The following is a 24,685-nucleotide window of genomic DNA, read 5'->3' on the forward strand; positions in this document are numbered from 1 at the left end:
CCATTTGCCAAAGGATCAACCCATGAATCTGCAACTCGATGCCCTGCGCCAGGCCTACCGCAATGGTGACACTACACCCCGGCAACTGCTGCTGGCGCTACGGGACAAAGCGGCGGCGCTGAACCCGGACTATCACCTGTTCATTCACCTGCTCAGCGTCGAAGAACTGGAACCGTATCTGGCCGCCCTCGACGGTCGCGATCTCGACAGCCTGCCGTTGTATGGCGTGCCATTCGCGATCAAGGACAACATTGACCTCGCCGGCATTCCCACCACCGCCGCGTGCCCGGCGTTCGCCTATGTGCCTGAGCGTTCGGCGACCATCGTCGAGCAACTGCTGGCGCTGGGGGCGGTTCCACTGGGCAAGACCAACCTCGACCAGTTCGCCACCGGCCTCAACGGCAGTCGTTCGCCTTACGGCGCCTGCCCGAACAGCGTATTGCCGGAATATCCATCGGGCGGTTCGAGTGCCGGTTCGTCGCTGGCCGTGGCGCTCGGTGTCGCCAGTTTCGCGTTGGGCACCGACACCGCCGGCTCCGGCCGGGTGCCGGCGGCGTTGAACAATCTGGTGGGACTGAAGGCCAGCAAAGGCCTGATTTCCACCGCCGGCGTGCTGCCGGCCTGTCGCACGCTGGACTGCGTCACCACGTTCACCGCAACGGCCCGGGAAGCCAGCCAACTGCTGGCACTGACCGCACGTCTCGATCCACGGGACGAGTACAGCCGCTGCAATCCGTCTTGGAATGACGGTTCCGCGTTCGGCGTGCCACGGCCGTTCCGCTTCGGTGTACCGCGTGCGCAAGACCTGGCGTTTTTCGGCTGTGAGGAAGGCCCGCGGCTGTTCGGCGATGCCATCGACCGTCTGAAAGCTCTGGGCGGTGAAGCGGTCGAACTGGACCTGTCGCCGTTCCTCGAAGCGGCGCGGCTGCTCTATGAAGGGCCGTGGGTGGCCGAGCGCTACAGCGTGGCCGGCGAGTTGATGGAAAAAAATCCCGCAGCGGTGCTGCCGGTGATCCGCGCGGTGCTGGCCAAAGCACCGGCCGTCAGCGGCGTGCAGACGTTCCGCGCGCAATATCGCCTGCAAGCGCTGAAAGCCGTTTGCGATAAAGCACTGGAAGGACTCGACTGCGTGCTCACACCCACCATCGGTCGTCCGGTGACGCTGGCGGAACTCGACGCGGAACCGGTGCTGCGCAATTCCGAACTGGGCTACTACACCAACTTCATGAACCTGCTCGATTACGCCGCCGTCGCCGTGCCCGCCGGCTTCATGGCCAACGGGCTGCCGTGGGGTGTGACGCTGTTCGGTCGGGCGTTCACCGACCAGTACTTGCTGGGTGTAGCCGATGCCTTGCAGCGCCAGCAGGATCCCGCGCTGCCGACGCCGGACAACCCGGCGCGCCATGACCGTGCACGGCTGGTGGTCTGCGGTGCGCACCTGGACGGTCTGGCACTGAACTGGCAACTGCGCCAGCGCGGCGCACGCCTGATCGAAGCCACCCACAGCTCGAAGGACTACAAACTCTATGCGCTGGCCGGCGGCCCGCCGTTGCGCCCGGGGATGCTGCGCGTGGCGGAGGGTGGCGTGGCGATTGCGGTGGAAGTCTGGGAGTTGCCGAGCAGCGAACTGGGCTCGTTCCTGACCGGCATCCCGGCGCCGCTGGGCCTGGGCAAGGTGCAGTTGGCGGATGGCCGATGGGAAAGCGGATTCATCTGCGAACCTTACGGCCTGGAAGGTGCAATCGATATCAGCCATTTGGGTGGGTGGCGAGCGTATCTGCAAACCAGAGGCTGATCCAAACACCGGCCCCCTCTCCTTCCGGGAGGGGGCTGGATGAGCAAGCCATTCTCCAGACACCCCTGCCCGGCTGATCCCCCCGCATTTCAGGCACAAATCCCGCAGTCTTTTCCCCGCCGTGCCACTAGAATGCTGCCCATCGGGTCACTGTCAACGGAATTGCCAATGCCGCTCAGATCTGCGTTTCACTCCCAACGTTCGCTGGTCCTGACCCTGGTCGCCCTGCTCGGCGCAGGTTTTCTCGCCACCTCGCTGCTCAGCTACTACGCCTCGCGGGCGTCGATCCGCGACAACATCGTCAACACCGAACTGCCGCTGACCTCCGACACGGTGTACTCGGAAATCCAGAAAGACCTGGTCAGACCGATCCTGATTTCCTCGATGATGTCGCGCGATACCTTCATGCGCGACTGGGTGGTGAACGGCGAAAAAGACAGCGACCAGATGACCCGCTACCTCGACGAGGTCATGACCCACTACGGCGCCTACACCGCGTTTTTCGTCTCCAACAGCACCCACACCTATTACCACGCCAAGGGCGTGCTCAAGCAGGTGAAAATCGACGAACCGCGCGACGCCTGGTACTTCCGCGTGCGCGACATGAAGGATCCGTACGAAATCAACGTCGACCCGGACCTGGCCAACAAAGACAACATGACCTTCTTCATCAACTACAAGGTCTACGACTACGACAATCGCTTCATCGGCGCCGCTGGCGTGGGGCTCACGGTAGACGCGGTGATCAAGCTGATCGACAAGTATCAACAGCGCTATCAACGCAGTGTGTACTTCGTCGACACCTTCGGCCGACTGGTACTGACCGGCGCCGAGGGTGGACCGGAAGGTGCCCAGGTCGGGAAAAGCCTGAACGACCTCGACAGCATGAAAAGCCTGGTCAGCCAATTGCCCAAACCCCATAGCGGCAGCTACGAATATTCCACCCACGGCCAGGGACATTTCCTCAACGTGCGGTTTATTCCGGAATTGAACTGGTACCTGTTCGTCGACAAACGCGAAGACGGCGCGCTGAGTGAAATCCGCCAGTCGCTGTACCTCAACCTGTTCATCTGTCTGCTGGTGACGCTGATCGTGCTGGCGCTGGTCAACCGCTTGATCCGCCGCTATCAGGAAAAGATCCACGCCCAGGCCACCCTCGACAGCCTCACCGAACTGCCCAACCGCCGTGGCTTCGACCTGCTGGCCGCGCAAGCTTTAACTGAGGCCCATCGCGAGCCGAAACCGCTGACGGCGCTGTTGCTGGATCTGGACCACTTCAAGGCCTTGAACGACACGTACGGGCACATGGCCGGCGATCAAGTGCTGATCGGTTTCGCCCGGGACCTGCAGAGTTGCCTGCGGCATTCCGACATCGTCTGCCGTTGGGGCGGTGAGGAATTTATCGTGCTGCTGAAGGACACCGACGGCGAGACCGGTCAGAAGATTGCCGAGAAGATCCGCCAGCACGTCGAACAGCATGAATATGCCTACAACGGTCACACCTTGAATCTGACCGTCAGCATCGGCGCCACCACCCTGCAACCGGATGACACCTTGCACAGTCTGCTGTCCCGGGCCGATCATGCGATGTACCGGGCCAAACAGACCGGCCGTAACCGCACCTGCATGGAAATGCCTCACTCGACCTATGCCTGACGCCAAGAACACACCTGACCTCTGCCCGGCCTGCGGCGCCCGCAACGACTGCACCCTGGCCGACCCGCGCACCGCCGACCGCGCCTGCTGGTGCTACGGCGTATCGATTGACCCCGCAGTGCTCGAAGCCCTGCCGACGGAACTGCGCGACAAGTCCTGCCTGTGCCCGCGCTGCGCCCAGGTCGAAGCGCAACTGCAAGCGGCCAGGCCGTCGATCCCGTAAGATGCGCGCCCCGCTTCCTGCCGATTCCTGATCATGCGCGTCGACCGTTTCCTCAGTAACCTGCCCCGCTACAACCGCAAGCAGGTTCGCCTGCTGCTGGTGGAAAAGCGCGTGCGCATTGACGGAAAAGTCGTCAGCGACCCCCACAGCGACGTCCTGGCATTCAGCCGCGTCGAAGTTGACGACGAAGTGCTGCAACCCGGCAAAGAGGCGCGCTACTTCATGCTGTACAAACCGCAGGGCTGCGTCAGCGCCACCCACGATCCCGAGCACTCGACCGTGCTCGACCTGATCCATGAGCCGGACAAGGATGACCTGCACATCGCCGGGCGTCTGGATTTCAACACCACCGGGCTGATGCTGATCACCAACGACGGCAGCTGGTCGCGGCGCCTGACCCAGCCGCAGACCAAACTGCCGAAGGTCTATTACGTCGAGACCGAACAGGACATCGGCCCGGAATATGCGGTCAAGTTCGCTGAAGGGATCTACTTCGCCTTCGAAGACCTGACCACCCAACCGGCGCAACTGCAAGTGCTTGGCCCGCGAATCGCGCGGCTGAGCATCGTCGAAGGTCGTTACCATCAGGTGAAGCGCATGTTCGGCCACTTCAACAACAAAGTACTGCGCCTGCACCGCGAATCCATGGGCCCACTGCCGCTGGATCACGCCCTAAAACCGGGCGAGTACCGTGCTTTGCGCACCGAAGAGATTCATTTGTTCTGAGCAGCCGACCGCTCAGCAGAAGTTGTCGAACAATTTACCAACGGCACTTGCGCGATCCGGATCCCCCTGCTTGAATCAGGTCGTCGGCCAAATTGTGACCGATGAGTCACACATAACATCCAAGAAACTTTTTGTCGGTAGACAGCCCATCAGGGCTGCGCCTCAGCCGACAGACTGCCCGCCAATAACAATACCCGTCGACCTGCCGTACCGGATCGACATGGGCCACAAAATTCCAGGCATATGCCTACCTGTCACAAAGCTCGTGCAATCTCATTTGCGCGCATACCCGCTTGCTTGCCAGGAGTCTTATGACATGAGGCCAGAAATCGCTGTGCTGGATATACAGGGTCAGTATCGGGTTTACACGGAGTTCTATCGCGCAGACGCCGCAGAAAAGACCATCATCCTGGTCAACGGCTCGATGGCCACGACTGCGTCGTTTGCACAAACCGTGAAAAATCTGCACCCGCAATTCAACGTGGTCTGCTACGACCAGCCCTACGCGGGCAAGTCGAAAGTCCACAACCGCCACGAGAAACATCTGACGAAAGAAGTTGAAGGTCTGATCCTGCTGGAGCTGATCGACCACTTCGCCGCCGAGCACGTTCTGTCGTTCTCCTGGGGTGGCGCCGCGACCCTGGTTGCCCTCGCCCGTCAGCCTCGGCGGATCGAAAAAGCCGTGATCAGCTCGTTCTCGCCAGTAATCAACGCGCACATGCTTGATTACCTCGAACGCGGCGTCGAATGCCTCGGCAAACGCGACGGCGATCGGGTCGGGCACCTCGTCAACGACACCATCGGCAAACACTTGCCGTCGCTGTTCAAGCGCTTCAACTATCGCCACGTCAGCAGCCTGGCCGAGCACGAATACGGGCAGATGCATTTTCACATCAACGACGTGCTGCACAGCGACCGCCAGTGCTATCTGAACGCGGCGAAGAAAATCAACGTACCGGTGCTGTTCCTGAACGGCGAATGGGACGAATACACCGCCGCCGAAGACGCCCGACTGTTCGGCAACCATGTCGCGCAGAGCACCTTCACCACCCTGCAGGCCACCGGGCACTTCCTCGACATGGAACACAAATCCGCCTGCCGTGACAGCCAGAACGCCCTGCTCGGTTTCCTGAAACCTGCGCAACAGGCCAGCCGAACGCGTTACCAGTTTGTCCAGGATCACCATGCATTGGCCATTTGAAACAGTGTCGTCGCGAGCAAGCCTGCGAGGCTGAGATTAAGCCGTCCTCCAGCCCGCAGCGCTTGCCCGCGATTGATCGATTTCGGCTCTGTTTCAGGACTTTGCGTAGTTCGCGTGCAAAGAAAACTTCAAATCCGTGGCCGAGTCTGGTACAAAGTCAGCCGCTCTGAGCGGGTGTCGTATAATGGCATTACTCCAGCTTCCCAAGCTGATAACGAGGGTTCGATTCCCTTCACCCGCTCCAATCGAATTTATGTCCTGCGTCGTGGTTTGACGGGGGATGCGGAAACAGAAAAAACCGGCCTTGATGGCCGGTTTTTTTTGTGTCTGCGTTTTGAGGTCAACTGCTTGTTCGGCAAAGAACAATTCAGAAACACACCGTTGATTGCAGATACGGTATCCCTCTCTACTCTTCATTCTCTCCAGCAACAAGAAACACAGTTTGCTCAAAGGAATGGTCCATAAGTACGATTTCCCATCAAGATTTTGACCGATTGGAAACCACTACACTGCGGTAAATCCAGAGCGCAAACCATAAATGGCCTTTCAATCGAAGAGGGTTCACATCCAGTGCAGGAAGACAAAAGGCTTGGAATGACGGATGAAGAACAGGCCATCTGGGACGATGCGATCAGGTTCGCACGATCAAACAAGAAGGCTATTGGCAAGCGACTCACGGATCAGACCCGGTATCCGCCCGAAAAAGAGCCTGTTTCAGTTTTCATGGCTGGATCGCCGGGCGCTGGCAAGACAGAGGCATCATTAGCCCTGCTGAACCTTTTCTCTGATACGCCGATCCTGCGAATCGATCCAGACGACCTCAGAAACGAATTTGAAGCCTATCAAGGTGGCAATGCCTGGCTTTTCCAAGGCGCCGTTTCAATTCTGGTAGGGAAGCTGATTGATCTTGCCCTGGATCGAAAACAATCTTTCCTGCTCGACGGGACGCTTTCGAATATAGAAATCGCAAGGAACAATGTGCGGCGTTGCCTGGACAAGGGAAGATTTGTACAAATTCTCTATGTCTATCAAGACCCCAGGCTTGCCTGGTCCTTTGTCAAGGCTCGTGAGGAAGCCGAAGGACGTAGGATTCGACCGGAGCATTTCGTCGACCAATATTTTGCAGCACGTGACGTGGTAAATACGCTTAAGCTAGAGTTTGGCAAGGATCTTCATGTCGATCTGCTTGTGAAGCACATTGATAATTCTGGCCGTCTCTACAAGGCTGGCGTTGACAAGATCGACTACCATATCCCAGAGAAGCATACGAGACACGACCTGATGGCCATGCTTGGGATAAATGACGGAGCAACCCCATGTTTTCCATGAAACTCGGATCCACAAAGGAGTCCACGAGTCCATTCGCAGACTTCATTCGTAATGCGAAATCGGAAGAAAAAAAGCGCGTTTACAGTGAAGTGCTGACCGAAGCCACCAAAAAACAGAATGAAGTGATGCTGGCTGTACGTGAAAAGCAAGCCTGATTACGTTAGTGGATTCCAAAATTGCCCGGCCAAGTGCCGGGCTTTTTCATTCTGCCGTTGATGTTCTTTACGTGCTCTGGTGTACATCTGACACTGTTCCAACCGGCCTTCGAGCGATTACGCCTCATGTCAAAGGTGGTGCCAAAGGCAATCTTGCAGTGAGGCTTTGTGGTTCAGCACGAACCATGGGGGCTGCTGCCCCTACTGCTCATTCGTGATCAGCTTATCGCTGCAAATTCCCCATACGTATGATCCTTCTCCGACGGCGAAATCAGGATTAAACCCTCATAAGCAACGCTCCGTATTCAGGCCAAAGAACCTGATAACCAACCGGCACAGGGATCGACCATGAACGACACAGCTATTCCCGAGGGCTTCACTCCGCTGACCCGCAGCAGTCCGCTGCTCGACTTGCTTGGCCCGATCTATACCAGAGGCAGTGGCTTGCAACTTGAAATCGGTCTGCGGACAGACTCACGACATGCCAATGGACGGGGCACGTTGCATGGCGGTGTATTGGCGACGTTGGCGGATGTCGGCATGGGGTACGCCATGGCATTCTCCAGCGACCCTCCCCTGCCATTGATCACGGCGAGTATGACCCTGGACTATCTCAGCGCGGTGCAGATCAATGAGTGGCTTGAGGTACGCGTTGAGCACTCCAAAAAAGGACGGCAGCTGGCGTTTGCCACCGTCGGGTTGCATGTCGGTGATCGAATGGTTGCCCGTGCCAGCGCGGTGTTCGCTGTGCCGCAGTAGTACCCACCCGAACCCAACCGGTCTTGATGACCGGTTTTTTGTGCCCGTTTCATTTCGCAGCAACGGCCCGCAATACACTCCCCATCCCGCTGAAGTATCCCCGCCTAGACTTCTTCGTGACCGCCGCCCCATCAAAGGACGATGACCGCTCGGTGGTTATAGTGTTGATCGATAAATAATCGTGGGTATAGTACCCACCAAGCACACCACAGGGAGGTGTTGTGAATAGCCGTTTTCTAATTGGCCAGCTCGTCGCAGACGGTTGGTATCTGGTGCGGGTCAGGGGCAGTCATCATCACTTCAAGCATCCGACCAAACCTGGTCTGGTCACAGTGCCTCACCCGAAGAAGGATCTGCTCAAGAAAACGGCCATCAGTATTTTGCAGCAGGCGCTGCTTTGACTTATCAGGTCAATTGCGCCGTGGAGGACGACACACATGCTTTACCCGATCGCGATTTCAGTGGGTGATGAAGGACATGCCTGGGGAGTGGAGGTGCCGGATATTCCGGGCTGCTTCTCCGCTGGAGATGATCTGGACGACGCGATGGCGATGGCCCGCGAAGCCATTGAAGGCCATTTCGAGATTCTGGCCGAAGACGGCTCGCCCATCCCGCCAGCCAACAAGGTCACGCTGCATGCCGCCAATCCAAAATACGCTGGCTGCACGTGGGCGGTGGTGGACATCGATGTGACCAAATACCTGGGCAAAGCTCAAAAACTCAACATCACATTGCCCGGCTATTTGCTCAACCGCATTGATGAATACGTATTGCACCATCCGGAAGAGAAAAGCCGCTCCGGATTTCTGGCCTCGGCGGCGCTCAAGGTGTTGCAGCAACGTTGAAAGTGAATTGAGAAACCGGTCCTGATGACCGGTTTTTTAATGTCTGTCTTTGATGGAACCTCAGGCCGTCACTCCTTGATAAATAATTCAGATCACATGCTTCAACGTGTGCCCCTACGCTTACGACAAAGCGACTCACCCGCTTTGCTCAATGGATATCAGAGATTGCATCTCTGTTAGGCGAAGACTAATATCTCCCAAAACGGGAGGAGGCATGGATGCGGATAATTGCAAGAGCAACCTTACGGGAATTTTGGGAGAGCAACCCGGCTCATCTTGATTCCCAGACCCCGCTGGTTGAATGGTATCGCCATATGGAAAAGGCACTCTACCGCACGCCACAAGAGATCAAGGCCGAGCTCAGAACAGCCAGCATCCTCAAGGGTGCAAGGGTTGTCTTCAATATCGGTGGCAACAAATATCGAGTGATTCTGGCAATTGATTACCAGCGGCAGCTTGGCTTCATCCGGTTCGTCGGCACCCATGCCCAATATGACCAGATCAACGCGGAGACCGTGTAATGAACATCAAGCCAATTCGCAGCCCGGAAGACCTGACTGCGGCGTTGACACGAGTGGAACAGCTCTGGGGAGCCGAAGTCGGCTCGACTGAAGGTGATGAACTGGAAATCCTCGTGCTACTCATCGAGAAGTACGAAGAAGAACATTACCCAATACCGCCGTCTGATCCGATTGAGGCGATTAAATTTCGCATGGAACAGCAAGGCCTGACTCCTCGTGACCTGGAGCCTTTCATTGGCACCAGCGGACGCGTGTCAGAAGTACTAAACCGCAAACGAAAATTAAGCCTGTCGATGATTAAACGTCTGCACGATGGATTGCGAATTCCTTATGAAAGTTTGCTTTCGGGCGTTTCTTGACAGAAAACATCCAGGGATACGGGAATGAAAAAACCGGTCGCGATGACCGGTTTTTTTATGTCTGCCAGAGCAGCTGCAATTCAGTCCTTCACCTCAACATGATCCAGCGCCTGATTCACCGCCAATTCCCCCAGCATCACCAACTGCGCAATGCCTATCGCGGTTCTGCGGTGGGCGGGGTCTAGGGTGGCGGCGAAATTGTTGAGCATCTCGGAGGCCGAGCCCAGTGATTCGCTGGCGTTGGCCAGCAGGGATTCGGTGTCGTAGGCCGGGTTGGCGAAGTACATCGGGTCGGGCTGGTTGTTCGTGCCCATGACATGGGCGCCGGGGCGGAGGTAATGATCGAGGGCGCGGTTGGCGGCGTCGTTGAGTTTTCTGCAGTCGATCGAGACGTACGGGGACGTTGGGTCGGTTTCGACTTCGGGGGGATTCGGGGTTGGCTTCTTCATAATGGCTTCTTTCTAGTCGATAGGTGGAGCTGACCTACTCGGTTCCAATCGAAGAGGTGGCAGCTGTACACGAGTTGGAACCCGGGCGAAAAAAGCCAAAAGCCCGACAGACTCGAAGTCTCTCGCGCACAGCCGCCATAACAGAGTGCACACCATGAAGGCGGGCAAGCATACGTCATGAAAGCTGCTTTTGCTTTTTTGGGAAGTCGCCGGGGTTCCAATCCCGATCGCCGATTCATCAGCGACCCTCACAGGCTAGAGCCCGCACTTCCGACGGACAACCTGAAAACCGTGTGGGAAGGTTCAGTAAACAGAGCCAACGCTTTAAACATCCCGTAGCGAAAAACCACGTTTACAGATCCCCAACACTCCGCCAGTTCTCACATTCGCCACGACCCGCTAGCATTTCCCCATCGCCCACCACCCTCCCCCTGCGCGGCCATCGACGAATACGCGCCATCACGTTTCGAGGGATTCAAAACCGTGGCCTGCGAGCCACCCACATCCAATTCAAAAGAGCAGCAAACCCATGACCCAGAACATCTACGACGACCCCGAATTTTTCCACGGCTACAGCCAGATGAACCGCTCTATCGGTGGCCTCGATGCCGCGCCGGAATGGCCTGCGCTGAAAGCCTTGTTGCCCTCCCTGCACGGTTTGCAGGTGGTGGATCTGGGCTGCGGCTATGGCTGGTTTTGCCGCTGGGCCAGCGAACACGGCGCTGCCGAGGTGCTGGGGCTGGATGTCTCGGAAAAGATGCTCGAAAGGGCAAAGGAAACCACCTCAGCTGCAAACATCCGCTACGAACGCGCCGACCTGGAACACCTCGACTTGCCTGCGTGCACTTACGATCTGGCCTACAGCTCACTGGCCCTGCACTACATCAAGGATCTTTCGGGGCTGTTTAACAAGCTGCATGCGGCGCTTAAACCCGGCGCGCACTTTGTGTTTTCCATCGAGCACCCGATCTTCATGGCGCCGCGCAATCCGGGCTGGCTGATCGACAGCGAGGGCAACAAGCGCTGGCCGCTGGACAGTTATCAGAGGGAAGGCGAACGGGTGACCAACTGGCTCGCCGATGGTGTGATCAAGCAGCACCGCACGGTCGGGACGCTGCTTAATGCATTGATCGACGCCGGGTTCACGATTCAACACGTCAATGAATGGGGCCCGAGTGACGCGGAAGTGGCCGCGCAACCGGCCCTCGCTGAAGAGCGTGAGCGCCCGATGATGATGCTGGTCGCCGTACAGCGCTGACCGCAAAAGAAAGGGCCGATCAAATCGGCCCTTTTTCATTTCAACGTGTGGCGACAATGAACAACCGCGGAAACGGCAACAACACCGAACCATCCGCCAGCGCCGGATAAGCCTTCGCGACCTCCGCCAGATACTGCGCCAGATAGTCCGCCCGCTCGGCTTCCGTCAACGGACTGAGGAACGGAATCAAACCGCTGCCCTTGAACCACTCGACAACGCCTGAAGCCCCGCCTGCCAACTGATGGTGATACGTGGTGCGCCACACATCGACCCGTGCGCAATGCGGCCGCAACATCGAGAAATAGGCACTGGCATCCGCCATCTCGGTCCGCTGCCCCGCCGCGCCCGCCAGTTTGCTGGCCCACGGCCCGCTGGCAGCCACTTCACGCATCAACCGATGGGACGGCTCGTTGAGGTTGTCCGGCATCTGAATCGCCAGACTGCCGCCCTGCGCCAACTTGCCCGCCAGCGCCGGCAGCAACGTCGCGTGATCCGGCACCCACTGCAAAACGGCGTTGGCGAAGATCACATCGAACGGCCCCGCATCCGCCCATTTATCAATGTCCGCCACCTCGAACTGCAACTGCGGCAGACGCTTGCGCGCGGCGTCGATCATGTCCGGCGAACTGTCGAGGCCCTGCACTTTCGCCCCCGGAAAACGCTCCACCAACAACTCGGTGGAGTTGCCCGGACCACACCCGAGATCCACCACGGAACGCGCCTCGGCCGTAGGGATCGCCGCCAGCAGGTCGCGGGCCGGACGGGTGCGTTCATCTTCGAAAGTGACGTATTGCTTGGCGGACCAGGTCATTGCGTTCTCCTGTCTTGGACGTATTGGCGAAGCGGGGAAAAGCGGCTGCCATCACGATACAGCGATCATGTTGACCTGCCTTCCCCTACGTACGTCCGATATCGCCAGGATTACAGGCGTCGTCCGTGCCCACCGGAACAGAAAATTGTAAGTAGAATTTTCACACCACCCCCGATGTCTGAATTTCAAGCGCCCCCACAAGGAACACAGCCATGAAATTCGCAAAGATCTCCCAGACGCTCGCCCTCTGGGCCGGCAGCCCCAAGACGTTCATGGGGGCGCTGATTCTGATCGGGCTCTGGGGGTTGAGCGGGCCGATTTTCGATTACAACGATACCTGGCAACTGATCATCAACACCTCGACCACGATCATCACCTTCCTGATGGTGTTCCTGATCCAGAACACCCAGAACCGCGACACCGACATCCTGCATTTGAAACTCGATGAACTGCTGCGGGTGAACAAGGACGCGCAGAACGCGATGCTCGGGCTGGAGTCGCTGGAGCTCAAGCAGCTGGAAGCGTTGCGTCGGCATTACCGGGCGATGGGTGAGAATAAGGTGTTTGACCTGCAAGGTCTGGGGGACAAGAGCAAGCCGAAGCAGGATCTGAATGAATGCTGACAGGCAAAAAAAACGGCGCTAAAAAAGCGCCGTTTTCATTGCTGCGGATTCAGCGACTGGCCTGAAGGGCCCGGGCCATTTCCAGATGACTCTGCAATTTCGGCAGGGTCTCGTCGGCAAACGCCTTGATCTCGGGCACGTCAGTGGTCTGGGCCTCCTGCTGGATCTGCTGAATGGCCTCTTCCGTGGCTTTGACCTGGCTGGCGGCGTAGGCCTGATCGAAGCTGGCGCCCTCTTTGACTTCGGGCATCAGCGCTTTGGCCTTGTCGGCGACTTCTTCGCGGGGCGCCACCGGCAGGTCCAGTTTCTTGGCAATTTTCGCCAGATGCTGGTTGGCGGTGGTGCGGTCGTTGATGACGACGATGGTGTAGTCCTTGACCTCTTTGGACTCGGCCTTGCTGTGCGCCAGACGACTGGCTTCGATGTCGGCCATGCCTTTGGCCGAGGCCTCATTGATGAAATCGGCGGGCGACTGGGCAAACGCGCTGCTGGCGAACAACCCCAGCAGGCTGACAAAACTGATGTGGCGTACTCGGGTGGCCATGCGGCTCATGATCGCGCCCTCCTTCTCTCAAAATTCAAGCGGGAGCTTGCGCCCCCGCCTCTCAATCAAAACAACCTTCACCGACTACTTCGACTTTTGAGCAGGCTTGCGGCCCATGTCGGTTTTAGGCTCTTTATCGACCGTCGTGGTGGTGGTTTTCCCACCTTTGCGACCGGCTTCAGACGCCTTGGTTCGATCGTTGGCGAAGTTTCCCGAGTTCGAGTTTCTTGAGTTAGGCATGATTCTCTACCTCTTGGCATTGACCGTAAGCGAGCAGGTGCCCGCCTAGATTGAGAATTTCCTGACTGCCAAAGGTTTAGAAAAGTTGCCGTCGCCGCGACGAACGGTGACCCGCCGATCAGCGGTCCAGCCTCTGATGATTCTGCCGTTTGGCGGCGTACATCACCTGGTCGGCGTGACGAAACAGTTGCTGTTCCTCATCGCCATGCTCGGGATAGCGGGCCACGCCGATGCTCGGTTCGATGTGCAGGTTGTGCCCGTCCAGGCGCAGGGGTTGCACCAGTACCTGTCGGATTTTTTCCGCCACGCTGTCGGCATCTTCGGCGGCATGGACGCTGTGCAACAGCACCACGAACTCGTCGCCGCCGATCCGCGCCACGGTGTCGGTCTCGCGCACGCAGCCCTTGAGCCGGTTGGCCACCGCCTGCAACAGCATGTCGCCGACCGTGTGTCCGAAGGTGTCGTTGACCTGCTTGAAACGGTCCAGATCGACGTAAAGCAGCGCCATGTGCCCGGACCGCTCCCGGGCGCAGGTCAGCGCAGCCTTGAGGCGTTCACGCAGCAATTCGCGGTTGGGCAACTGGGTCAGTTGATCGTATTGCGCCATGCGTCGCAGGCGGGCGTGCAGTTGTTGGCGCTCGATGGCGGTGGCGACCTGGGCGCAGACGTATTGCAGCAGTTCCTTGTCGCGTTCGGTGTAGCGCTCGCCGCCGGGCAGGCTTTTGACGATCAGCGCGCCAATGGTGCGGTCTTTCGAGCTCAGCGGTACGCCGAGCCAGCACGGCGATTGTTGCCCCGCCACCAGCGCAGCGAACTCCGGCGGTGCGTGGGGGCAATCCGGGGTCAGGAGGATTGGCTGGCCGCTGCGAATCACTTGCGCGCACAGGCGTCCGGTGACAGTGCCGGGTTGCTCTGGTTGCAACTCGTCATCGTCGACGTGATAGGGGAAATTCAGCTGCGCGCAATGCTCGTCGTACAGCGCCACGGAGAAATTCAGCGCCGGCAGCCACTCGCCGATGATCAGGTGAATGCGCTTGAACAGCGCCAGCAGATCCTCCGCCGCGTGCGCCGCTTCGGAGATGGCGTACAGCGCCGCCTGACGCGACTCGGCCAATTTGCGCTCGGTGATGTCCCGGGCGACGGCGATGCGCAGTTGGTCGACTTCCGACCAGCGCGCCGACCACAGGATATGCACGACGCTGCCATCCTTGCGCACGTAGCGGTTTTCGAAATTGTGCTTGGGCTCGCCGCCCATGATGTCGCTGGCGGCGGCCAGGGTGCGCTCCCGGTCGGCCGGGTAGACGTAGTCGATCATCGACTGGCCGATCAGTTCGTCAGGCGTGTAGCCGAGAATCCGCTCGCAGGCCGCGCTGACAAAAACGAAACGGCCCTGCTTGTCCACGGCACAGACGGCGTCCAGCAACAGATCGATGTAACTCGCCAATGGCGTGGAATTTCGGCTTTCCATGGTTCAGAAAAGGTGTCCGGACAATGCAGCACTGTTCAACCATCCGTGACCTCGAACTCGCATCCCAGCGAATGTTTTCAAGCCTTGTTCGGCATCAACCCCGGCAGCGCATGCGCCAGCGCGTTGATGGCGAAACCGATGAACATGATCCCGCACAACCGGGTGATCGCCAGTTCATGGCGCTGGTACAGCGTACGCACCTGCCGCGCCCCGACGATGCCAATGAGGATAGCGTAGGCGAGCAATCCGCCGAGGAAACTCAAGGCGATCAGCATCGGCAGCATCGACCAGTTGAGCAGTTCGGCGCGGCTCGACAGCAATGCGGTGAATGTGGCCACCGCCACCGGGTAGGCCTTGGGGTTGGTCAGGCCGAACAGAATGCCGTGCCAGAACGGCTGACGCGCCGCGCCCTGCGGCTGCTCGCCGTTGCTGCGTTTGGCCCGCACCGCGCGCCAGCCGAGCCAGAACAGGTACAGGCCGCTGAGTACGCCGAGCACATCGAATGCGGTGCTGCCGATTTCCCGGGCGCCGACAATCGCGATCAGCGCGGTGCTGCACCAGATCACATCCCCCAGCAGGTGCCCGCACAGAAACCCCGCCCCGGCCCGCCGCCCTCGCGCGGCGCCGATGCCGAACACCGCCAGCACGCCCGGCCCCGGCGTGATGCCGTAGATGAACCCCGAAGCCAGCACGGCCATTAGCAACGATGGAGTCATGGAAAACCTGCAAGTCCCGGAAAACGTGGCCGCCAGTCTATCCCAGCGTCCGGCGAATGTTCACGGCTCGTTGAAAAAACCCATGCCCGCGTAGGGTTTTTGCCGACACGCGGCCAATCGCGAGGCCAGATCGCCGACATGGGCCTCGAGTTTGTGACCGTCCGGGTCGAGGAAGTAGAACGACGCACCTTCGCTGCGGTTGTCGCGCCATTCCTGCACGTTGGCGGCGCGAAGCTGTTGCACAAACAGCGGGAAATCCGCCGCGCCAATGCTGAAGGCGTAGTGGGTGTAGTCGGCGGCGGGTTCGGGATGGCGCTTCGGATCAAGGGACAGGCACAACCACAGGCCCGAAAGCGACAGGTAGGCACCGGCGTCCCAGGTGGCCTCGACTCGCAGCTTCAGGATGTCGCGGTAGAACGCGAGGCTGCGGTCCAGGTCGGTGACGGCGAGGGTCAGGTGGTTGAGGCCGGTGAGCATCGGTCAGTAACCTCTGAGGTCTTCGGGGACGGTGTATTGCTTGCCGTCGTAGGTCAGGGTGATTTGGGTTTTCTTCAGTGGGGAATCCTGGGAAACGCATTCCTTACCGGCCTTGACGGTTTTCATCGCCGTGCCGCTTGAGGTGATGATCAGGTCGGCCAAGCCATTGTGGCTGGTCGGGCCGATTTCCACGGTTCGGCGAATTTGCTGACCTTCACCTTCGCATTCATCCATCCACTCAACATGGTTCTTGTAGACCACCAGACCTTCCAGTACCGGGCGCAGTTTGCCACCTTCACGCACATACAGCGCCAGATCGGTTTTTTCGTATGGATTGGCGCGGGAGCTGTGCTCGAACTTCGAACGCAAACCAAAGGCACGGACATCCGGAGCCAGCCTGTAGCGGGCAGTGTCGATCACCAGATCGTCGAACCGGATGGCATCAGAGTTGTAGGCCCCGGGTTTGGAGTAAGTGGCAATCGGTTTGGCGTTGGTGCTGTTCAGCACCGCCAGATCCAGATCAAACACGCCCGCATCGTCATTACCGGCATCCGGTACATAAGTGGACTTGAGGGCAATCACCTGCTCCTTGAACGCCGGCCATGGTTTGCAGCGCGAGAGCGATTGGTCGTCATGCTTCTTTGTTACGCAGGCCGGTTGCGCCTGGGCGGTGATCGCGAAAAAGCTGAGGGCGATGAAAAGTCGGGTTGGGGTGAGCATTGTTCTTCCTTGATAAAAGTCGCGTTGGTTCTGTATCACTCGACCGCCTGGAAACCTTTAGGCAAGACGTAGGATTTTCCGTCGTAGCGAAGGGTCGTCAACACCGGGCTGCCGACACTGGTTTTATCTTCGCAGGCATCCCCCTCTCCCACACTAGTCGTATCTGTTTGCTGGGTTTTGACAATCAGATCCGCATAGCCGTGAGAGCTGGTTTTAGCGATTTCGACTGTCCTCGAAATCTCGAAACGCTGGCTATCGCAATTGCCATCCCATTCGCCGCCATACTCATAAACAACCAACTGACGCAGGACCGGGCGTAACTTTTCGCCCTCTCTCACGTAGAGCGAGAGTTGAGTTTCATCCACCGGAGTAAGACGAGATCCGTTTGAAAGCCGCACTCGGACACCAAACGCTCGAAGGTCAGAAGTGAGCTTGTAACGGGCAGTATCAAGAGTCAGCTCATACACCGCCACACCATTTTGCTCAAACGCAGCGGCTTGGTGATAGGTAGCAAGTGGATCTGTTTTGCCGTCCTGAAAAACTGACAAGTCGAAGTCATAGATGCCGTTCGAGTCGACATCACCCGGCGTAGGTTTACGCTTGAACAGAGCCTTGGCGCCAATAGTCAACCCCGGATACGCCGGCCATTCCTTGCATACGGAATAGTCCAGCTCTCCCGTCACCGGCGCAGGCACACAATCAGCCAACACCTGCCCCGCCATCATCGCCCCACACAGCGCCACCCAACCAACGACCCCAGACTTCAATGTCACGCCCCGCTCCTGGATGTTTTTCAGCCGCGCACTATCCCCTGCTCAATCCGCCGATTCAACCAGTTCAACGCCTGATCCCCGCCCCGCCGCTTGTGCCATGCCGACACAAACGTGAACGGCGCAATTTCAAACGGCGGCGGCAGGACGATCAGCGATGGGTCATCCACTTCATTCAACGCCCGCGAAGCAACGGTCAGGATCAGGTCCGTGCCGCTGATCAAGCGTGGCGCGACGCTCCAGTGCGGCAGGCTGACCGCGACGCGGCGGCGTTCGCGCAGGGCGGTCAGGGTGCGTTCGATTTCCGGGGTGCCGCTGCCGCGCATTTCCAGCAGAACGTGCGGGCGTGACAGGTAGGTGGGCAGGTCGAGCTGGCCGTCTTCCGGCAGGCTCTGGCGATCCAGGAGGCAGACGTAGCGCTCCTCGAACAGCGGCGAGCTGCGCAATTCGCCGGGCAATTCCGGGAGTACGCCGGCGGCGAGGTCGATGTCGCCGTTGAGCAAACCTTCGACCATGCCTTCGCGGCTGGCGTGGCTGATTTGCAGATCGATGCCCGGCGCTTCCTTGCGCAGCGTGCGAATCAGGCCAGGCAGAATGATCGCCGCGCCGTAATCCGACATCGCGAGCCGAAAGGCCCGACGGGCACTGGACGGGTCGAAGGTATTCGGCGCCAGCAGCGATTGCACCTGAGCCAGGGTTTCAGCCAGCGGCGCCGCCAGCTCCAACGCCCGCGCGGTGGGGACCAATCCCGAACCGGCCCGCACCAGCAGCGGATCGCCGAGCAAGTCACGCAGTCGCGCCAACGCGTGGCTGACCGCCGGTTGACTCAGGTGCAGGCGCTCAGCGGCGCGGGTCACGTGTTGTTCGCCGAGCAAGGCGTCGAGGATCACCAGCAGGTTGAGGTCGATGCGGCGCAGATCATTCATTCGATGCATGTTCCGAATACCAAAACAGAATTTAAATCTGCGCGACGAATACCCTAGAGTCCAGCAAAACCTTGCCGGAGAACGATCATGGGAACGATGCAGTGGGTCGGTTTGCTGCTGTTGGCGGTATTTGCCGGGGCGGTGGTGCCGTTTCAGAGTGCGATCAATATCAATCTGGCGCGGGGGTTGGGGCATCCGCTGTGGGCGACGTTCACCTCGCTGGTGGTGAGCGTGCTGGTGTTGTTGCCGGTGATTGTCGTCTTGCGCTTGCCACTGCCGTCGCCGTCCCTTCTCGGCAAATTGCCGCTGTGGATGTGGACCGGCGGCGCGTTCGGGGTGTGCTTCGTGGCCTTGGCGGTGGTGTTGCTGCCGAAACTGGGGGCTTCGGGATTTCTGGCGCTGGCCCTGGCCGGGCAAATGTTCACGTCAATCGTGCTGGATCACTTCGGCCTGTTCGGGCTGGTGGAGAAGCATCTGACATTGCCGCGCGTATTCGGCGCGGTGCTATTGATGGCGGGGGTGGTGCTGATCCAGTTCTCCCCGGCGCTGGAGAAGAGCGCCAGAGCCGTCGGATAAGGGTTCAAGCGTAGGCACTCCAGCGCCGGGTTTGTCGGTTTTTTCATCGCCTCACAGCCCGGCAGGGTTTCGCCCTACAAGCAAATCTCCAACAGCCCTCAATGCTATCGGACACAGCCGATTCTGAGCCTGTGTAGCTCTCTGTAAAGTCTGGCAACACACACAAATTGAAACACCCCATGGATTGCCACGCTCAAGGAGAGCTGCCTTTGAATCATCTGCCGGAATCCGCCCACTTCTTCTCCAATTACCGCAAAGTCATCGCACTGGCGGACCACGATTGGGAAGCCGCCGAAGCTGGAAAAATTGCCGCCCTCAACGTCGAGGTCAAAGGCTGCAATCGCTTGCTCGATCAGCACGGGCGCCAGCTCCATCATTTTTGCACCACGTCCTATCTGGGCCTCGACCACCACCCTGCCCTGCTGGAAGGCGCCATCGCGGCGCTGCGTGAAACCGGGACACTGCGCGTTGCCAACTCGAAAAACCGCTGCAAGCTGGCGCTGCTCGCTCAATACGAAAACGAGCTGTCGCAATTGTTTGGCGCGGTGTGCCTGAGCAGTCTGTCCTGCAGCGCCGCGAGCGCTGGCATCCTGCCGTTGCTGGCCAGTGGCGTGTTTACACACAACCGTCCCCCAGTGATGGTGTTCGATCGCCTGGCCCACTATTCGATGCATCACCTGAAAGCCAGTTGCGCCGACGAAACCCAGGTACTGACCTGCCCTCACAACGACATGGATTTTCTCGAATCGGTGTGCCAGCGTCACTCCACCGTCGCCTATGTCGCCGACGGTGCCTACAGCATGGGTGGCGTGGCCAATCTGGACGGTCTTCTGTATCTGAAGGAGCGTTACGGCCTGTTTCTTTATCTCGATGACTCCCATGCGTTGTCGGCGGTCGGCAGCAACGGCGCCGGTCTGGTACGGCCAAGAATGCCGGCGCTGGAAGAGGACTGCCTGATCGTCGCCTCACTGGCCAAATCGTTCGGGGCCAGCGGCGGGCTGGTGATGCTCGGGAATGAGCGGCAGAGGAAGTTGATCCAGCGTTACGGCGGGCCGAGCAACTGGTCGCAAAGCCTCAATTGCGCGGCCATTGGTGCCGGCCTCGCGTCGATCCAGCTGCATCGCAGTGCAGAACTGAAGGCCTTGCAGGTTCGGCTCCAGGCCAATATTCGCCTGTTCGACAGCCTGTTGAGCACCGAACAGCACAGCAGCCCCATGGCCATCCGCTTGATCCACTGCGGCGAGGCCACTCTGGCCACCCGAATCGCGATTGAACTGGCCGAGCACGGTTTTTTCACCAGCGCGGTGTTTTTCCCGGTGGTCGCCCAAGGCAAAGCCGCGATCCGCGTTACCCTGCGCGCCGACATGGAATCGACCCTGATCCACCACTTCTGTGATTTGATCACCGGATTGTTACTGACTCACAGCGGCCATCGCGACCGCTGAACCTTCACGGACGCCTCATGAACCCCAGCCTCATCCTGCTCATCACCTGCTCCACCGTGTTCCTCGCCCAACTGGGCATGAGCATTTACTTGCCGGCGCTGCCACAGATCGCCGGGCATTTGCAGGTCGATGCACCGCAGGTGGCCTGGGGCTTGTCGCTGTACCTGGTCGGCATGGCGCTGCCGATGCTGCTGTGGGGCAGTCTGGCCCAGCGCATCGGCCGCAAACCGGTGCTGCTGGCGGCGCTGGGGATTTATGGCCTGGCGAATATGGCACTGCCGCTGGGCTCGACGCTGGAGTCGTTCCTGCTGCTGCGACTGGTTCAGGGGATCGGCGCCAGCGGCATTTCGGTGATGGCGCGGGTGTTGATCCGTGACAGCTTCCGGGGCGATCTGCTGGCGAAGGCGCTGTCGTGGATTTCGATTTCGTTCGTTGTCGCGCTCGGGATCGGGCAATACGCCGGCTCACTCATTCAGGTGACGCTGGGCTGGCAGGCGATCTTTTATCTGCTGGGTGCGGTCAGCCTGTCGATGGCCGCGATGGTCTCGCGCCTGAATTTTCCGCAGCTCGTCGAAGCGCCCGCAACCGCTTCGCCCTGGGCGGTCTACCGAACGATTCTGCTCCATCGGGCGTTTCTTCTGCCGGCGCTCGCGGGTGGTCTGGGGTATGGCGTGATCATCGCGTTCAACAGCGCCGCACCGTTGATTCTGCAAGGCCCGTTCAATTGGTCGACGACCGACTACGGGCTGCTGGGCTGGCCGATCAGTGCGGCGTATTTTCTGGGGGCGCTGGCGGTCAATCGCTTTGTCCTGCGCACCGGTCAACAGCGGTTGATGGCAATGGGGGTTGGGTTGGTGATGGCCGGCAGTGGGCTGATGCTGGCGGGCAGCCTGTTGGCCAGCTCGGTTGCCTGGCTGCTTTGGCTGCCTTATTGCGTTGCCGTGTTCGGCCAGTCGCTGAACTATCCGATCAGCCTGTCACGGGCCAACGATGGCGCGCCGATTGCCGGCGCCTACGCGATGGCCCTGAGCGGGTTCATCCACCAGTTGATGGCGGCGCTGATCGGCGCCGTGGCCAGCCTGCTCGCCAGCCCGCAAGCGTGGCCACTGTCGTCGCTGTGCTGCGTTCTGGCGTTGGGCGCGCTGCTCTGTACGAGATACACGCCCGCTCGCCTGTCCGCTTAAAACGCGCTGCGGAAAATCTCCTCGATCTGCCGCTGATCCGCTGCGCGCGGATTGGTGAAGCCGCAGGCGTCTTTCAGGGCGTTGGCGGCGAGCACCGGGATATCGGTGCACTTGGCGCCCAGATCACGCAGCCCACCGGGAATCTCGACGTCCCTGGCCAGGCAGCGAATCGCATCAATCGCGGCTTTTGCGCCCTCCTCCGGACTGAAGCCACGAACGTCGGCGCCCATGGCATGGGCCACGTCGGTCAGACGATCGGCGCAGACCTGCGCGTTGAACGTCTGCACATGGGGCAGCAGCACTGCGTTGCACACCCCGTGAGGCAGATCATAGAAACCGCCCAACTGGTGCGCCATCGCATGCACATACCCAAGGGAGGCATTGTTGAACGCCATGCCGGCGAGGAACTGCGCATACGCCATGTTTTCCCGTGCGGCCAGGTCGCTGCCGTCGCGCACGGCCAGGCGCAGGTTGTTGCTGATCAGGGTCATCGCCTTCAGCGCACAGGCATCGGTGATCGGGTTGGCGGCTGTGGAAACGTAGGCTTCGATGGCGTGGGTCAGCGCGTCCATGCCAGTGGCGGCGGTCAGGCCTTTCGGCATGGCGACCATCAGCGCCGGGTCGTTGACCGACAGCAGCGGCGTGACGTTGCGATCGACGATGGCCATTTTCACATGACGGGTTTCGTCGGTGATGATGCAGAACCGGGTCATCTCGCTGGCGGTGCCGGCGGTGGTGTTGATGGCGATCAGCGGCAATTGGGGTTTGGTCGATTGATCGACGCCTTCGTAATCGCGGATCTGCCCGCCGTTGGTGGCGCACAACGCGATGCCCTTGGCGCAGTCGTGGGGCGAGCCGCCGCCGAGGGACACGACGAAGTCGCAGCGACTCTCCTTGAGCAGCGCCAGGCCTGACTCGACGTTGGCAATGCTCGGGTTGGGCCTGGCGCCATCGAAGATCACCGAATCAATGTCCTGCATCGCCAGTTTCTCGGCAATCATCGTCGCCACACCGGCCTTCGCCAGCCCGGCATCGGTGACGATCAACGCCTTGCGAAAACCGTAGTTGCGAATTGCATTCATGGCGTCGTCCAGGCAGCCGCTGCCCATGATGTTGACTGCTGGAATGAAAAAGGTGCTGCTCATGGCGCATCTCCTGACAGGGACCGAGTCGAGTTCTGCGATTCGGCGGGGTGCACACAGGATCGACCGATCGGTCACCGCGGATGTTGATCTGGCTCAATGCCCGCTCGTGATAAAGTCGCCGTCCATCTGCCCCTTAGTTTTGAGACGTGCCCTGCAATGACCGATTTTCTGGATGTCGACGCCACCCTCGAAGACTGGAACGCGTTGCGCGCCACCACCGACTTCAGCGGCCTGCTGCTGGGCAACGGCGCCAGTCGTGCGGTGTGGGACGATTTCGGCTACGACTCGCTGTTCGAAAACGCCCGCACGGTGGAAGAAAAACCGTTGAGCCCGTCGGAGCTGAGCGTGTTCGACGCCCTGCACACGCGCAGTTTCGAGCAGGTGCTCGGCGCGCTGAAAACCACCAGTCGGGTCAACAAGGCGCTGGCCGTCAGCTCGGCCGCGCCGCGCAACCGCTACTACGCGATCAAGGAAGCGCTGATCAACACCGTGCACGCGGTGCACATCCCGTGGCGGCTGATCGAAGCCTCGACCCTGGCGACCCTGAACAGCGAACTGGCAAGTTATCGCACGGTGTTCACCACCAATTACGATTTGCTCAATTACTGGGCGCTGCAACATCAGGGCGAGGTCATCGACGACCTGTTCAACGGCCCCGACGCCAGTTTCGATCTGTGCGAAAGCCACACTGAAAAACCGCGTCTGCTGTACCTGCACGGCGGCCTGCATCTGGTGCGCAACCAGGACGGCACCGCGCGCAAACTGACCGCCACCGAGGGTACCCTGCTCGGCAGTTTCGCGATCAACAACACGATCAAGACGCTCGACGACGTGCCGCTGTTCGTCAACGAAGGGCCGAGCGCCGACAAACTCAAGACCATCCGCAGTTCGGATTATCTGTCGTTCTGCTACGACCAGTTACTCGGTCACGGCGACAACCTGTGCATCTTCGGCCACGCCCTCGGCGAGCAGGACAGCCACCTCGTGCGTGCCCTGCGCCTGGCGAAACCGAAGACCGTGGCGATCTCGATCTACCCGCGCAGCGCGGCGTTCATCCAGCACCAGAAGCGCCACTACGCCAAGGTGTTCGAGGGCACGGGCGTCGAGTTGCGGTTTTTTGATTCCAAGAGCCATGCGCTGGGCCATCCGAAGTTGTCGGTGCCGGTCGAGGTCTGATCACTCCTCGGCGCTGTGCACCACCACCAGCAACTGCGCCTGCACCTCGCCCACCGAGCGGATGCGGTGGGGTTTCTGCGCATTGAAGTGCAGCGCATCGCCCCGCTCCAGCAGCACCCGTTCGTTCCCGAAGTCCACTTCGACCCGGCCTTCGTGGACGAACAAAAACTCCTCGCCCAAGTGTTCCTTGAAAGTCTTGTCAGTGAATTCGCTCGGCGGGTAAATGATGAACGGCAACAGGCTGCGCTCGCTGACCTGATGGGCCAGCACCGCGTAGCCGGGGCTGTGATCGTTGGCTGCCAGCGACTGGCGCTCGTGGCTGCGCACCAGGCTGTAGCTGTCGAGGCTGACGTTGTCTTCGGAGAACAGCTCCTCGACTTTCACGTTCAGCGCCTTGGCCAGTTTCAGCGCGGCAGCAATCGACGGTGTGTTCAACCCGCGCTCGACCTTCGACAGGTAACTCTTGGTCATGCCGGATTTCTCGGCCAGCGCCTCAAGGGTTACGCCAAGTTTTTTTCTCAATAATTTCAAACGGATAGACATGCGAAGCGATTAATCCAGCAAAGGAAAGACGAGTTGTCCTTGCCA

Annotated in this window: 30 protein-coding genes and 1 tRNA gene; 19 read left to right on the forward strand and 12 right to left on the reverse strand. The window is 59.6% G+C overall.

The genetic code is table 11. The annotated features are described in order from the left end of the window. The first annotated feature begins 22 nt into the window (after positions 1-22). From atzF to ACKJSM_RS12745, 13 genes are all read left to right on the forward strand, one after another. Positions 23-1,795, forward strand: a complete 1,773-nt coding sequence (gene atzF / locus ACKJSM_RS12685) for an allophanate hydrolase (RefSeq protein ID WP_410237672.1) — start codon at positions 23-25, stop codon at positions 1,793-1,795. A gap of 168 nt (positions 1,796-1,963) precedes the next feature. Next, positions 1,964-3,451: a diguanylate cyclase domain-containing protein gene (locus tag ACKJSM_RS12690; protein ID WP_236180913.1), complete on the forward strand. Its 1,488-nt coding sequence runs from the start codon at positions 1,964-1,966 to the stop codon at positions 3,449-3,451. After that, complete coding sequence (locus ACKJSM_RS12695; protein ID WP_236180914.1) at positions 3,444-3,674, forward strand: cysteine-rich CWC family protein; 231 nt, start codon at positions 3,444-3,446, stop codon at positions 3,672-3,674. Before ACKJSM_RS12690 ends, ACKJSM_RS12695 begins: the two co-directional genes overlap by 8 nt. Positions 3,675-3,707: 33 nt before the next feature. After that, positions 3,708-4,400, forward strand: a complete 693-nt coding sequence (locus tag ACKJSM_RS12700) for a pseudouridine synthase (RefSeq protein WP_410237674.1) — start codon at positions 3,708-3,710, stop codon at positions 4,398-4,400. A 316-nt stretch (positions 4,401-4,716) separates the two neighbouring features. Then, positions 4,717-5,601, forward strand: a complete 885-nt coding sequence (locus ACKJSM_RS12705) for an alpha/beta fold hydrolase (RefSeq protein WP_236180918.1) — start codon at positions 4,717-4,719, stop codon at positions 5,599-5,601. Positions 5,602-5,771: 170 nt separating this feature from the next. Next, positions 5,772-5,845 (forward strand) — tRNA-Gly (locus ACKJSM_RS12710). Between the two features lie 350 nt (positions 5,846-6,195). Continuing rightward, positions 6,196-6,930, forward strand: a complete 735-nt coding sequence (locus ACKJSM_RS12715; RefSeq protein WP_236181087.1) for a zeta toxin family protein — start codon at positions 6,196-6,198, stop codon at positions 6,928-6,930. Continuing rightward, positions 6,918-7,085 carry a hypothetical protein gene (locus ACKJSM_RS12720; protein ID WP_236180920.1) on the forward strand — a complete coding sequence of 56 codons (168 nt, stop codon included), beginning with the start codon at positions 6,918-6,920 and terminating at the stop codon, positions 7,083-7,085. Before ACKJSM_RS12715 ends, ACKJSM_RS12720 begins: the two co-directional genes overlap by 13 nt. Before the next feature lie 348 nt (positions 7,086-7,433). Continuing rightward, positions 7,434-7,844: a PaaI family thioesterase gene (locus tag ACKJSM_RS12725; protein ID WP_039772722.1), complete on the forward strand. Its 411-nt coding sequence runs from the start codon at positions 7,434-7,436 to the stop codon at positions 7,842-7,844. A gap of 221 nt (positions 7,845-8,065) precedes the next feature. Further along, positions 8,066-8,245 (forward strand): type II toxin-antitoxin system HicA family toxin, encoded by a 180-nt coding sequence (locus ACKJSM_RS12730; protein ID WP_007957952.1) that lies wholly within the window; start codon positions 8,066-8,068, stop codon positions 8,243-8,245. Positions 8,246-8,281: 36 nt separating this feature from the next. Continuing rightward, entirely contained in the window at positions 8,282-8,689 is a 408-nt protein-coding gene (locus ACKJSM_RS12735) for a type II toxin-antitoxin system HicB family antitoxin (RefSeq protein ID WP_007957951.1), read from the forward strand. Positions 8,690-8,907: 218 nt separating this feature from the next. Next, entirely contained in the window at positions 8,908-9,210 is a 303-nt protein-coding gene (locus ACKJSM_RS12740) for a type II toxin-antitoxin system HigB family toxin (protein WP_085683209.1), read from the forward strand. Further along, positions 9,210-9,569, forward strand: a complete 360-nt coding sequence (locus ACKJSM_RS12745; protein ID WP_085683210.1) for a type II toxin-antitoxin system HigA family antitoxin — start codon at positions 9,210-9,212, stop codon at positions 9,567-9,569. The genes ACKJSM_RS12740 and ACKJSM_RS12745 overlap by 1 nt, the downstream gene beginning before the upstream one ends. 80 nt (positions 9,570-9,649) lie before the next feature. Here ACKJSM_RS12745 and ACKJSM_RS12750 read toward each other — a convergent pair whose 3' ends face one another. Further along, positions 9,650-10,018 (reverse strand): DUF6124 family protein, encoded by a 369-nt coding sequence (locus ACKJSM_RS12750; protein ID WP_410237677.1) that lies wholly within the window; start codon positions 10,016-10,018, stop codon positions 9,650-9,652. A gap of 529 nt (positions 10,019-10,547) precedes the next feature. On the opposite strand from ACKJSM_RS12750, the gene ACKJSM_RS12755 reads away from it, so the two are divergent. Continuing rightward, the gene (locus tag ACKJSM_RS12755; protein ID WP_339485380.1) at positions 10,548-11,276 is read left to right on the forward strand and encodes a class I SAM-dependent methyltransferase; all 729 of its coding nucleotides are present in this window, start codon (positions 10,548-10,550) and stop codon (positions 11,274-11,276) included. A gap of 40 nt (positions 11,277-11,316) precedes the next feature. On the opposite strand, the gene tam is transcribed toward ACKJSM_RS12755, so the two are convergent. Continuing rightward, on the reverse strand, positions 11,317-12,087 hold the full coding sequence (tam, locus tag ACKJSM_RS12760) for a trans-aconitate 2-methyltransferase (protein WP_410237679.1): 771 nt from the start codon (positions 12,085-12,087) through the stop codon (positions 11,317-11,319). Between the two features lie 212 nt (positions 12,088-12,299). Here tam and ACKJSM_RS12765 point away from each other — a divergent pair, with 212 nt between their 5' ends. Continuing rightward, entirely contained in the window at positions 12,300-12,710 is a 411-nt protein-coding gene (locus ACKJSM_RS12765; protein WP_410237681.1) for a low affinity iron permease family protein, read from the forward strand. 49 nt (positions 12,711-12,759) lie between these two features. Here ACKJSM_RS12765 and ACKJSM_RS12770 read toward each other — a convergent pair whose 3' ends face one another. From ACKJSM_RS12770 to ACKJSM_RS12805, 8 genes are all read right to left on the reverse strand, one after another. Continuing rightward, positions 12,760-13,263 (reverse strand): DUF4142 domain-containing protein, encoded by a 504-nt coding sequence (locus ACKJSM_RS12770; protein WP_064594055.1) that lies wholly within the window; start codon positions 13,261-13,263, stop codon positions 12,760-12,762. Positions 13,264-13,338: 75 nt separating this feature from the next. Then, positions 13,339-13,494, reverse strand: coding sequence for a KGG domain-containing protein (locus ACKJSM_RS12775; protein ID WP_077045875.1), 156 nt, complete (start codon positions 13,492-13,494; stop codon positions 13,339-13,341). 118 nt (positions 13,495-13,612) lie between these two features. After that, a complete protein-coding gene (locus tag ACKJSM_RS12780; RefSeq protein WP_410237683.1) occupies positions 13,613-14,962 on the reverse strand; it encodes a diguanylate cyclase domain-containing protein in 1,350 nt (449 codons plus the stop codon). Between the two features lie 77 nt (positions 14,963-15,039). Continuing rightward, positions 15,040-15,678, reverse strand: a complete 639-nt coding sequence (locus ACKJSM_RS12785; RefSeq protein ID WP_236180946.1) for a LysE family translocator — start codon at positions 15,676-15,678, stop codon at positions 15,040-15,042. A 60-nt stretch (positions 15,679-15,738) separates the two neighbouring features. Next, a complete protein-coding gene (gene fos, locus ACKJSM_RS12790) occupies positions 15,739-16,155 on the reverse strand; it encodes a fosfomycin resistance glutathione transferase (protein WP_410237685.1) in 417 nt (138 codons plus the stop codon). Positions 16,156-16,158: 3 nt separating this feature from the next. Next, positions 16,159-16,875, reverse strand: coding sequence for a hypothetical protein (locus ACKJSM_RS12795; RefSeq protein WP_410237687.1), 717 nt, complete (start codon positions 16,873-16,875; stop codon positions 16,159-16,161). Between the two features lie 35 nt (positions 16,876-16,910). Then, positions 16,911-17,648, reverse strand: coding sequence for a hypothetical protein (locus ACKJSM_RS12800; RefSeq protein ID WP_410237688.1), 738 nt, complete (start codon positions 17,646-17,648; stop codon positions 16,911-16,913). Positions 17,649-17,668: 20 nt separating this feature from the next. Beyond that, on the reverse strand, positions 17,669-18,580 hold the full coding sequence (locus tag ACKJSM_RS12805; protein WP_410237689.1) for a LysR family transcriptional regulator: 912 nt from the start codon (positions 18,578-18,580) through the stop codon (positions 17,669-17,671). 78 nt (positions 18,581-18,658) lie between these two features. Here ACKJSM_RS12805 and ACKJSM_RS12810 point away from each other — a divergent pair, with 78 nt between their 5' ends. The 3 genes from ACKJSM_RS12810 to ACKJSM_RS12820 all read left to right on the forward strand — a co-directional run bounded on the left by ACKJSM_RS12810 (position 18,659) and on the right by ACKJSM_RS12820 (position 21,776). Continuing rightward, the gene (locus ACKJSM_RS12810; RefSeq protein ID WP_236180956.1) at positions 18,659-19,147 is read left to right on the forward strand and encodes a DMT family transporter; all 489 of its coding nucleotides are present in this window, start codon (positions 18,659-18,661) and stop codon (positions 19,145-19,147) included. Positions 19,148-19,356: 209 nt separating this feature from the next. Beyond that, positions 19,357-20,592, forward strand: coding sequence for an aminotransferase class I/II-fold pyridoxal phosphate-dependent enzyme (locus tag ACKJSM_RS12815; protein ID WP_410237690.1), 1,236 nt, complete (start codon positions 19,357-19,359; stop codon positions 20,590-20,592). Between the two features lie 17 nt (positions 20,593-20,609). Then, positions 20,610-21,776: an MFS transporter gene (locus ACKJSM_RS12820; RefSeq protein WP_410237691.1), complete on the forward strand. Its 1,167-nt coding sequence runs from the start codon at positions 20,610-20,612 to the stop codon at positions 21,774-21,776. Here ACKJSM_RS12820 and yiaY read toward each other — a convergent pair. Beyond that, a complete protein-coding gene (yiaY, locus tag ACKJSM_RS12825; protein ID WP_236180962.1) occupies positions 21,773-22,921 on the reverse strand; it encodes an L-threonine dehydrogenase in 1,149 nt (382 codons plus the stop codon). The two genes, ACKJSM_RS12820 and yiaY, sit on opposite strands and share 4 nt — an antisense overlap. 156 nt (positions 22,922-23,077) lie before the next feature. On the opposite strand from yiaY, the gene ACKJSM_RS12830 reads away from it, so the two are divergent. Then, on the forward strand, positions 23,078-24,097 hold the full coding sequence (locus ACKJSM_RS12830; RefSeq protein ID WP_410237692.1) for a DUF4917 family protein: 1,020 nt from the start codon (positions 23,078-23,080) through the stop codon (positions 24,095-24,097). On the opposite strand, the gene ACKJSM_RS12835 is transcribed toward ACKJSM_RS12830, so the two are convergent. Beyond that, a complete protein-coding gene (locus tag ACKJSM_RS12835; RefSeq protein WP_339485400.1) occupies positions 24,098-24,640 on the reverse strand; it encodes an XRE family transcriptional regulator in 543 nt (180 codons plus the stop codon). Positions 24,641-24,685: the final 45 nt, after the last annotated feature.

The organism is Pseudomonas sp. PHC1 (assembly GCF_046487845.1).
GTDB classification, from domain to species: domain Bacteria; phylum Pseudomonadota; class Gammaproteobacteria; order Pseudomonadales; family Pseudomonadaceae; genus Aquipseudomonas; species Aquipseudomonas sputi.

Excerpts from the sequence above, each read along its gene's own strand:
- atzF (WP_410237672.1), top strand. The coding sequence starts at position 23 with ATGAATCTGCAACTCGATGCCCTGCGCCAGGCCTACCGCAATGGTGAC.
- ACKJSM_RS12690 (WP_236180913.1), top strand. The coding sequence starts at position 1,964 with ATGCCGCTCAGATCTGCGTTTCACTCCCAACGTTCGCTGGTCCTGACC.
- ACKJSM_RS12695 (WP_236180914.1), top strand. The coding sequence starts at position 3,444 with ATGCCTGACGCCAAGAACACACCTGACCTCTGCCCGGCCTGCGGCGCC.
- ACKJSM_RS12700 (WP_410237674.1), top strand. The coding sequence starts at position 3,708 with ATGCGCGTCGACCGTTTCCTCAGTAACCTGCCCCGCTACAACCGCAAG.
- ACKJSM_RS12705 (WP_236180918.1), top strand. The coding sequence starts at position 4,717 with ATGAGGCCAGAAATCGCTGTGCTGGATATACAGGGTCAGTATCGGGTT.
- ACKJSM_RS12715 (WP_236181087.1), top strand. The coding sequence starts at position 6,196 with ATGACGGATGAAGAACAGGCCATCTGGGACGATGCGATCAGGTTCGCA.
- ACKJSM_RS12720 (WP_236180920.1), top strand. The coding sequence starts at position 6,918 with ATGTTTTCCATGAAACTCGGATCCACAAAGGAGTCCACGAGTCCATTC.
- ACKJSM_RS12725 (WP_039772722.1), top strand. The coding sequence starts at position 7,434 with ATGAACGACACAGCTATTCCCGAGGGCTTCACTCCGCTGACCCGCAGC.
- ACKJSM_RS12735 (WP_007957951.1), top strand. The coding sequence starts at position 8,282 with ATGCTTTACCCGATCGCGATTTCAGTGGGTGATGAAGGACATGCCTGG.
- ACKJSM_RS12740 (WP_085683209.1), top strand. The coding sequence starts at position 8,908 with ATGCGGATAATTGCAAGAGCAACCTTACGGGAATTTTGGGAGAGCAAC.
- ACKJSM_RS12745 (WP_085683210.1), top strand. The coding sequence starts at position 9,210 with ATGAACATCAAGCCAATTCGCAGCCCGGAAGACCTGACTGCGGCGTTG.
- ACKJSM_RS12750 (WP_410237677.1), bottom strand. The coding sequence starts at position 10,018 with ATGAAGAAGCCAACCCCGAATCCCCCCGAAGTCGAAACCGACCCAACG.
- ACKJSM_RS12755 (WP_339485380.1), top strand. The coding sequence starts at position 10,548 with ATGACCCAGAACATCTACGACGACCCCGAATTTTTCCACGGCTACAGC.
- tam (WP_410237679.1), bottom strand. The coding sequence starts at position 12,087 with ATGACCTGGTCCGCCAAGCAATACGTCACTTTCGAAGATGAACGCACC.
- ACKJSM_RS12765 (WP_410237681.1), top strand. The coding sequence starts at position 12,300 with ATGAAATTCGCAAAGATCTCCCAGACGCTCGCCCTCTGGGCCGGCAGC.
- ACKJSM_RS12770 (WP_064594055.1), bottom strand. The coding sequence starts at position 13,263 with ATGAGCCGCATGGCCACCCGAGTACGCCACATCAGTTTTGTCAGCCTG.
- ACKJSM_RS12775 (WP_077045875.1), bottom strand. The coding sequence starts at position 13,494 with ATGCCTAACTCAAGAAACTCGAACTCGGGAAACTTCGCCAACGATCGA.
- ACKJSM_RS12780 (WP_410237683.1), bottom strand. The coding sequence starts at position 14,962 with ATGGAAAGCCGAAATTCCACGCCATTGGCGAGTTACATCGATCTGTTG.
- ACKJSM_RS12785 (WP_236180946.1), bottom strand. The coding sequence starts at position 15,678 with ATGACTCCATCGTTGCTAATGGCCGTGCTGGCTTCGGGGTTCATCTAC.
- fos (WP_410237685.1), bottom strand. The coding sequence starts at position 16,155 with ATGCTCACCGGCCTCAACCACCTGACCCTCGCCGTCACCGACCTGGAC.
- ACKJSM_RS12795 (WP_410237687.1), bottom strand. The coding sequence starts at position 16,875 with ATGCTCACCCCAACCCGACTTTTCATCGCCCTCAGCTTTTTCGCGATC.
- ACKJSM_RS12805 (WP_410237689.1), bottom strand. The coding sequence starts at position 18,580 with ATGCATCGAATGAATGATCTGCGCCGCATCGACCTCAACCTGCTGGTG.
- ACKJSM_RS12810 (WP_236180956.1), top strand. The coding sequence starts at position 18,659 with ATGGGAACGATGCAGTGGGTCGGTTTGCTGCTGTTGGCGGTATTTGCC.
- ACKJSM_RS12820 (WP_410237691.1), top strand. The coding sequence starts at position 20,610 with ATGAACCCCAGCCTCATCCTGCTCATCACCTGCTCCACCGTGTTCCTC.
- yiaY (WP_236180962.1), bottom strand. The coding sequence starts at position 22,921 with ATGAGCAGCACCTTTTTCATTCCAGCAGTCAACATCATGGGCAGCGGC.
- ACKJSM_RS12830 (WP_410237692.1), top strand. The coding sequence starts at position 23,078 with ATGACCGATTTTCTGGATGTCGACGCCACCCTCGAAGACTGGAACGCG.
- ACKJSM_RS12835 (WP_339485400.1), bottom strand. The coding sequence starts at position 24,640 with ATGTCTATCCGTTTGAAATTATTGAGAAAAAAACTTGGCGTAACCCTT.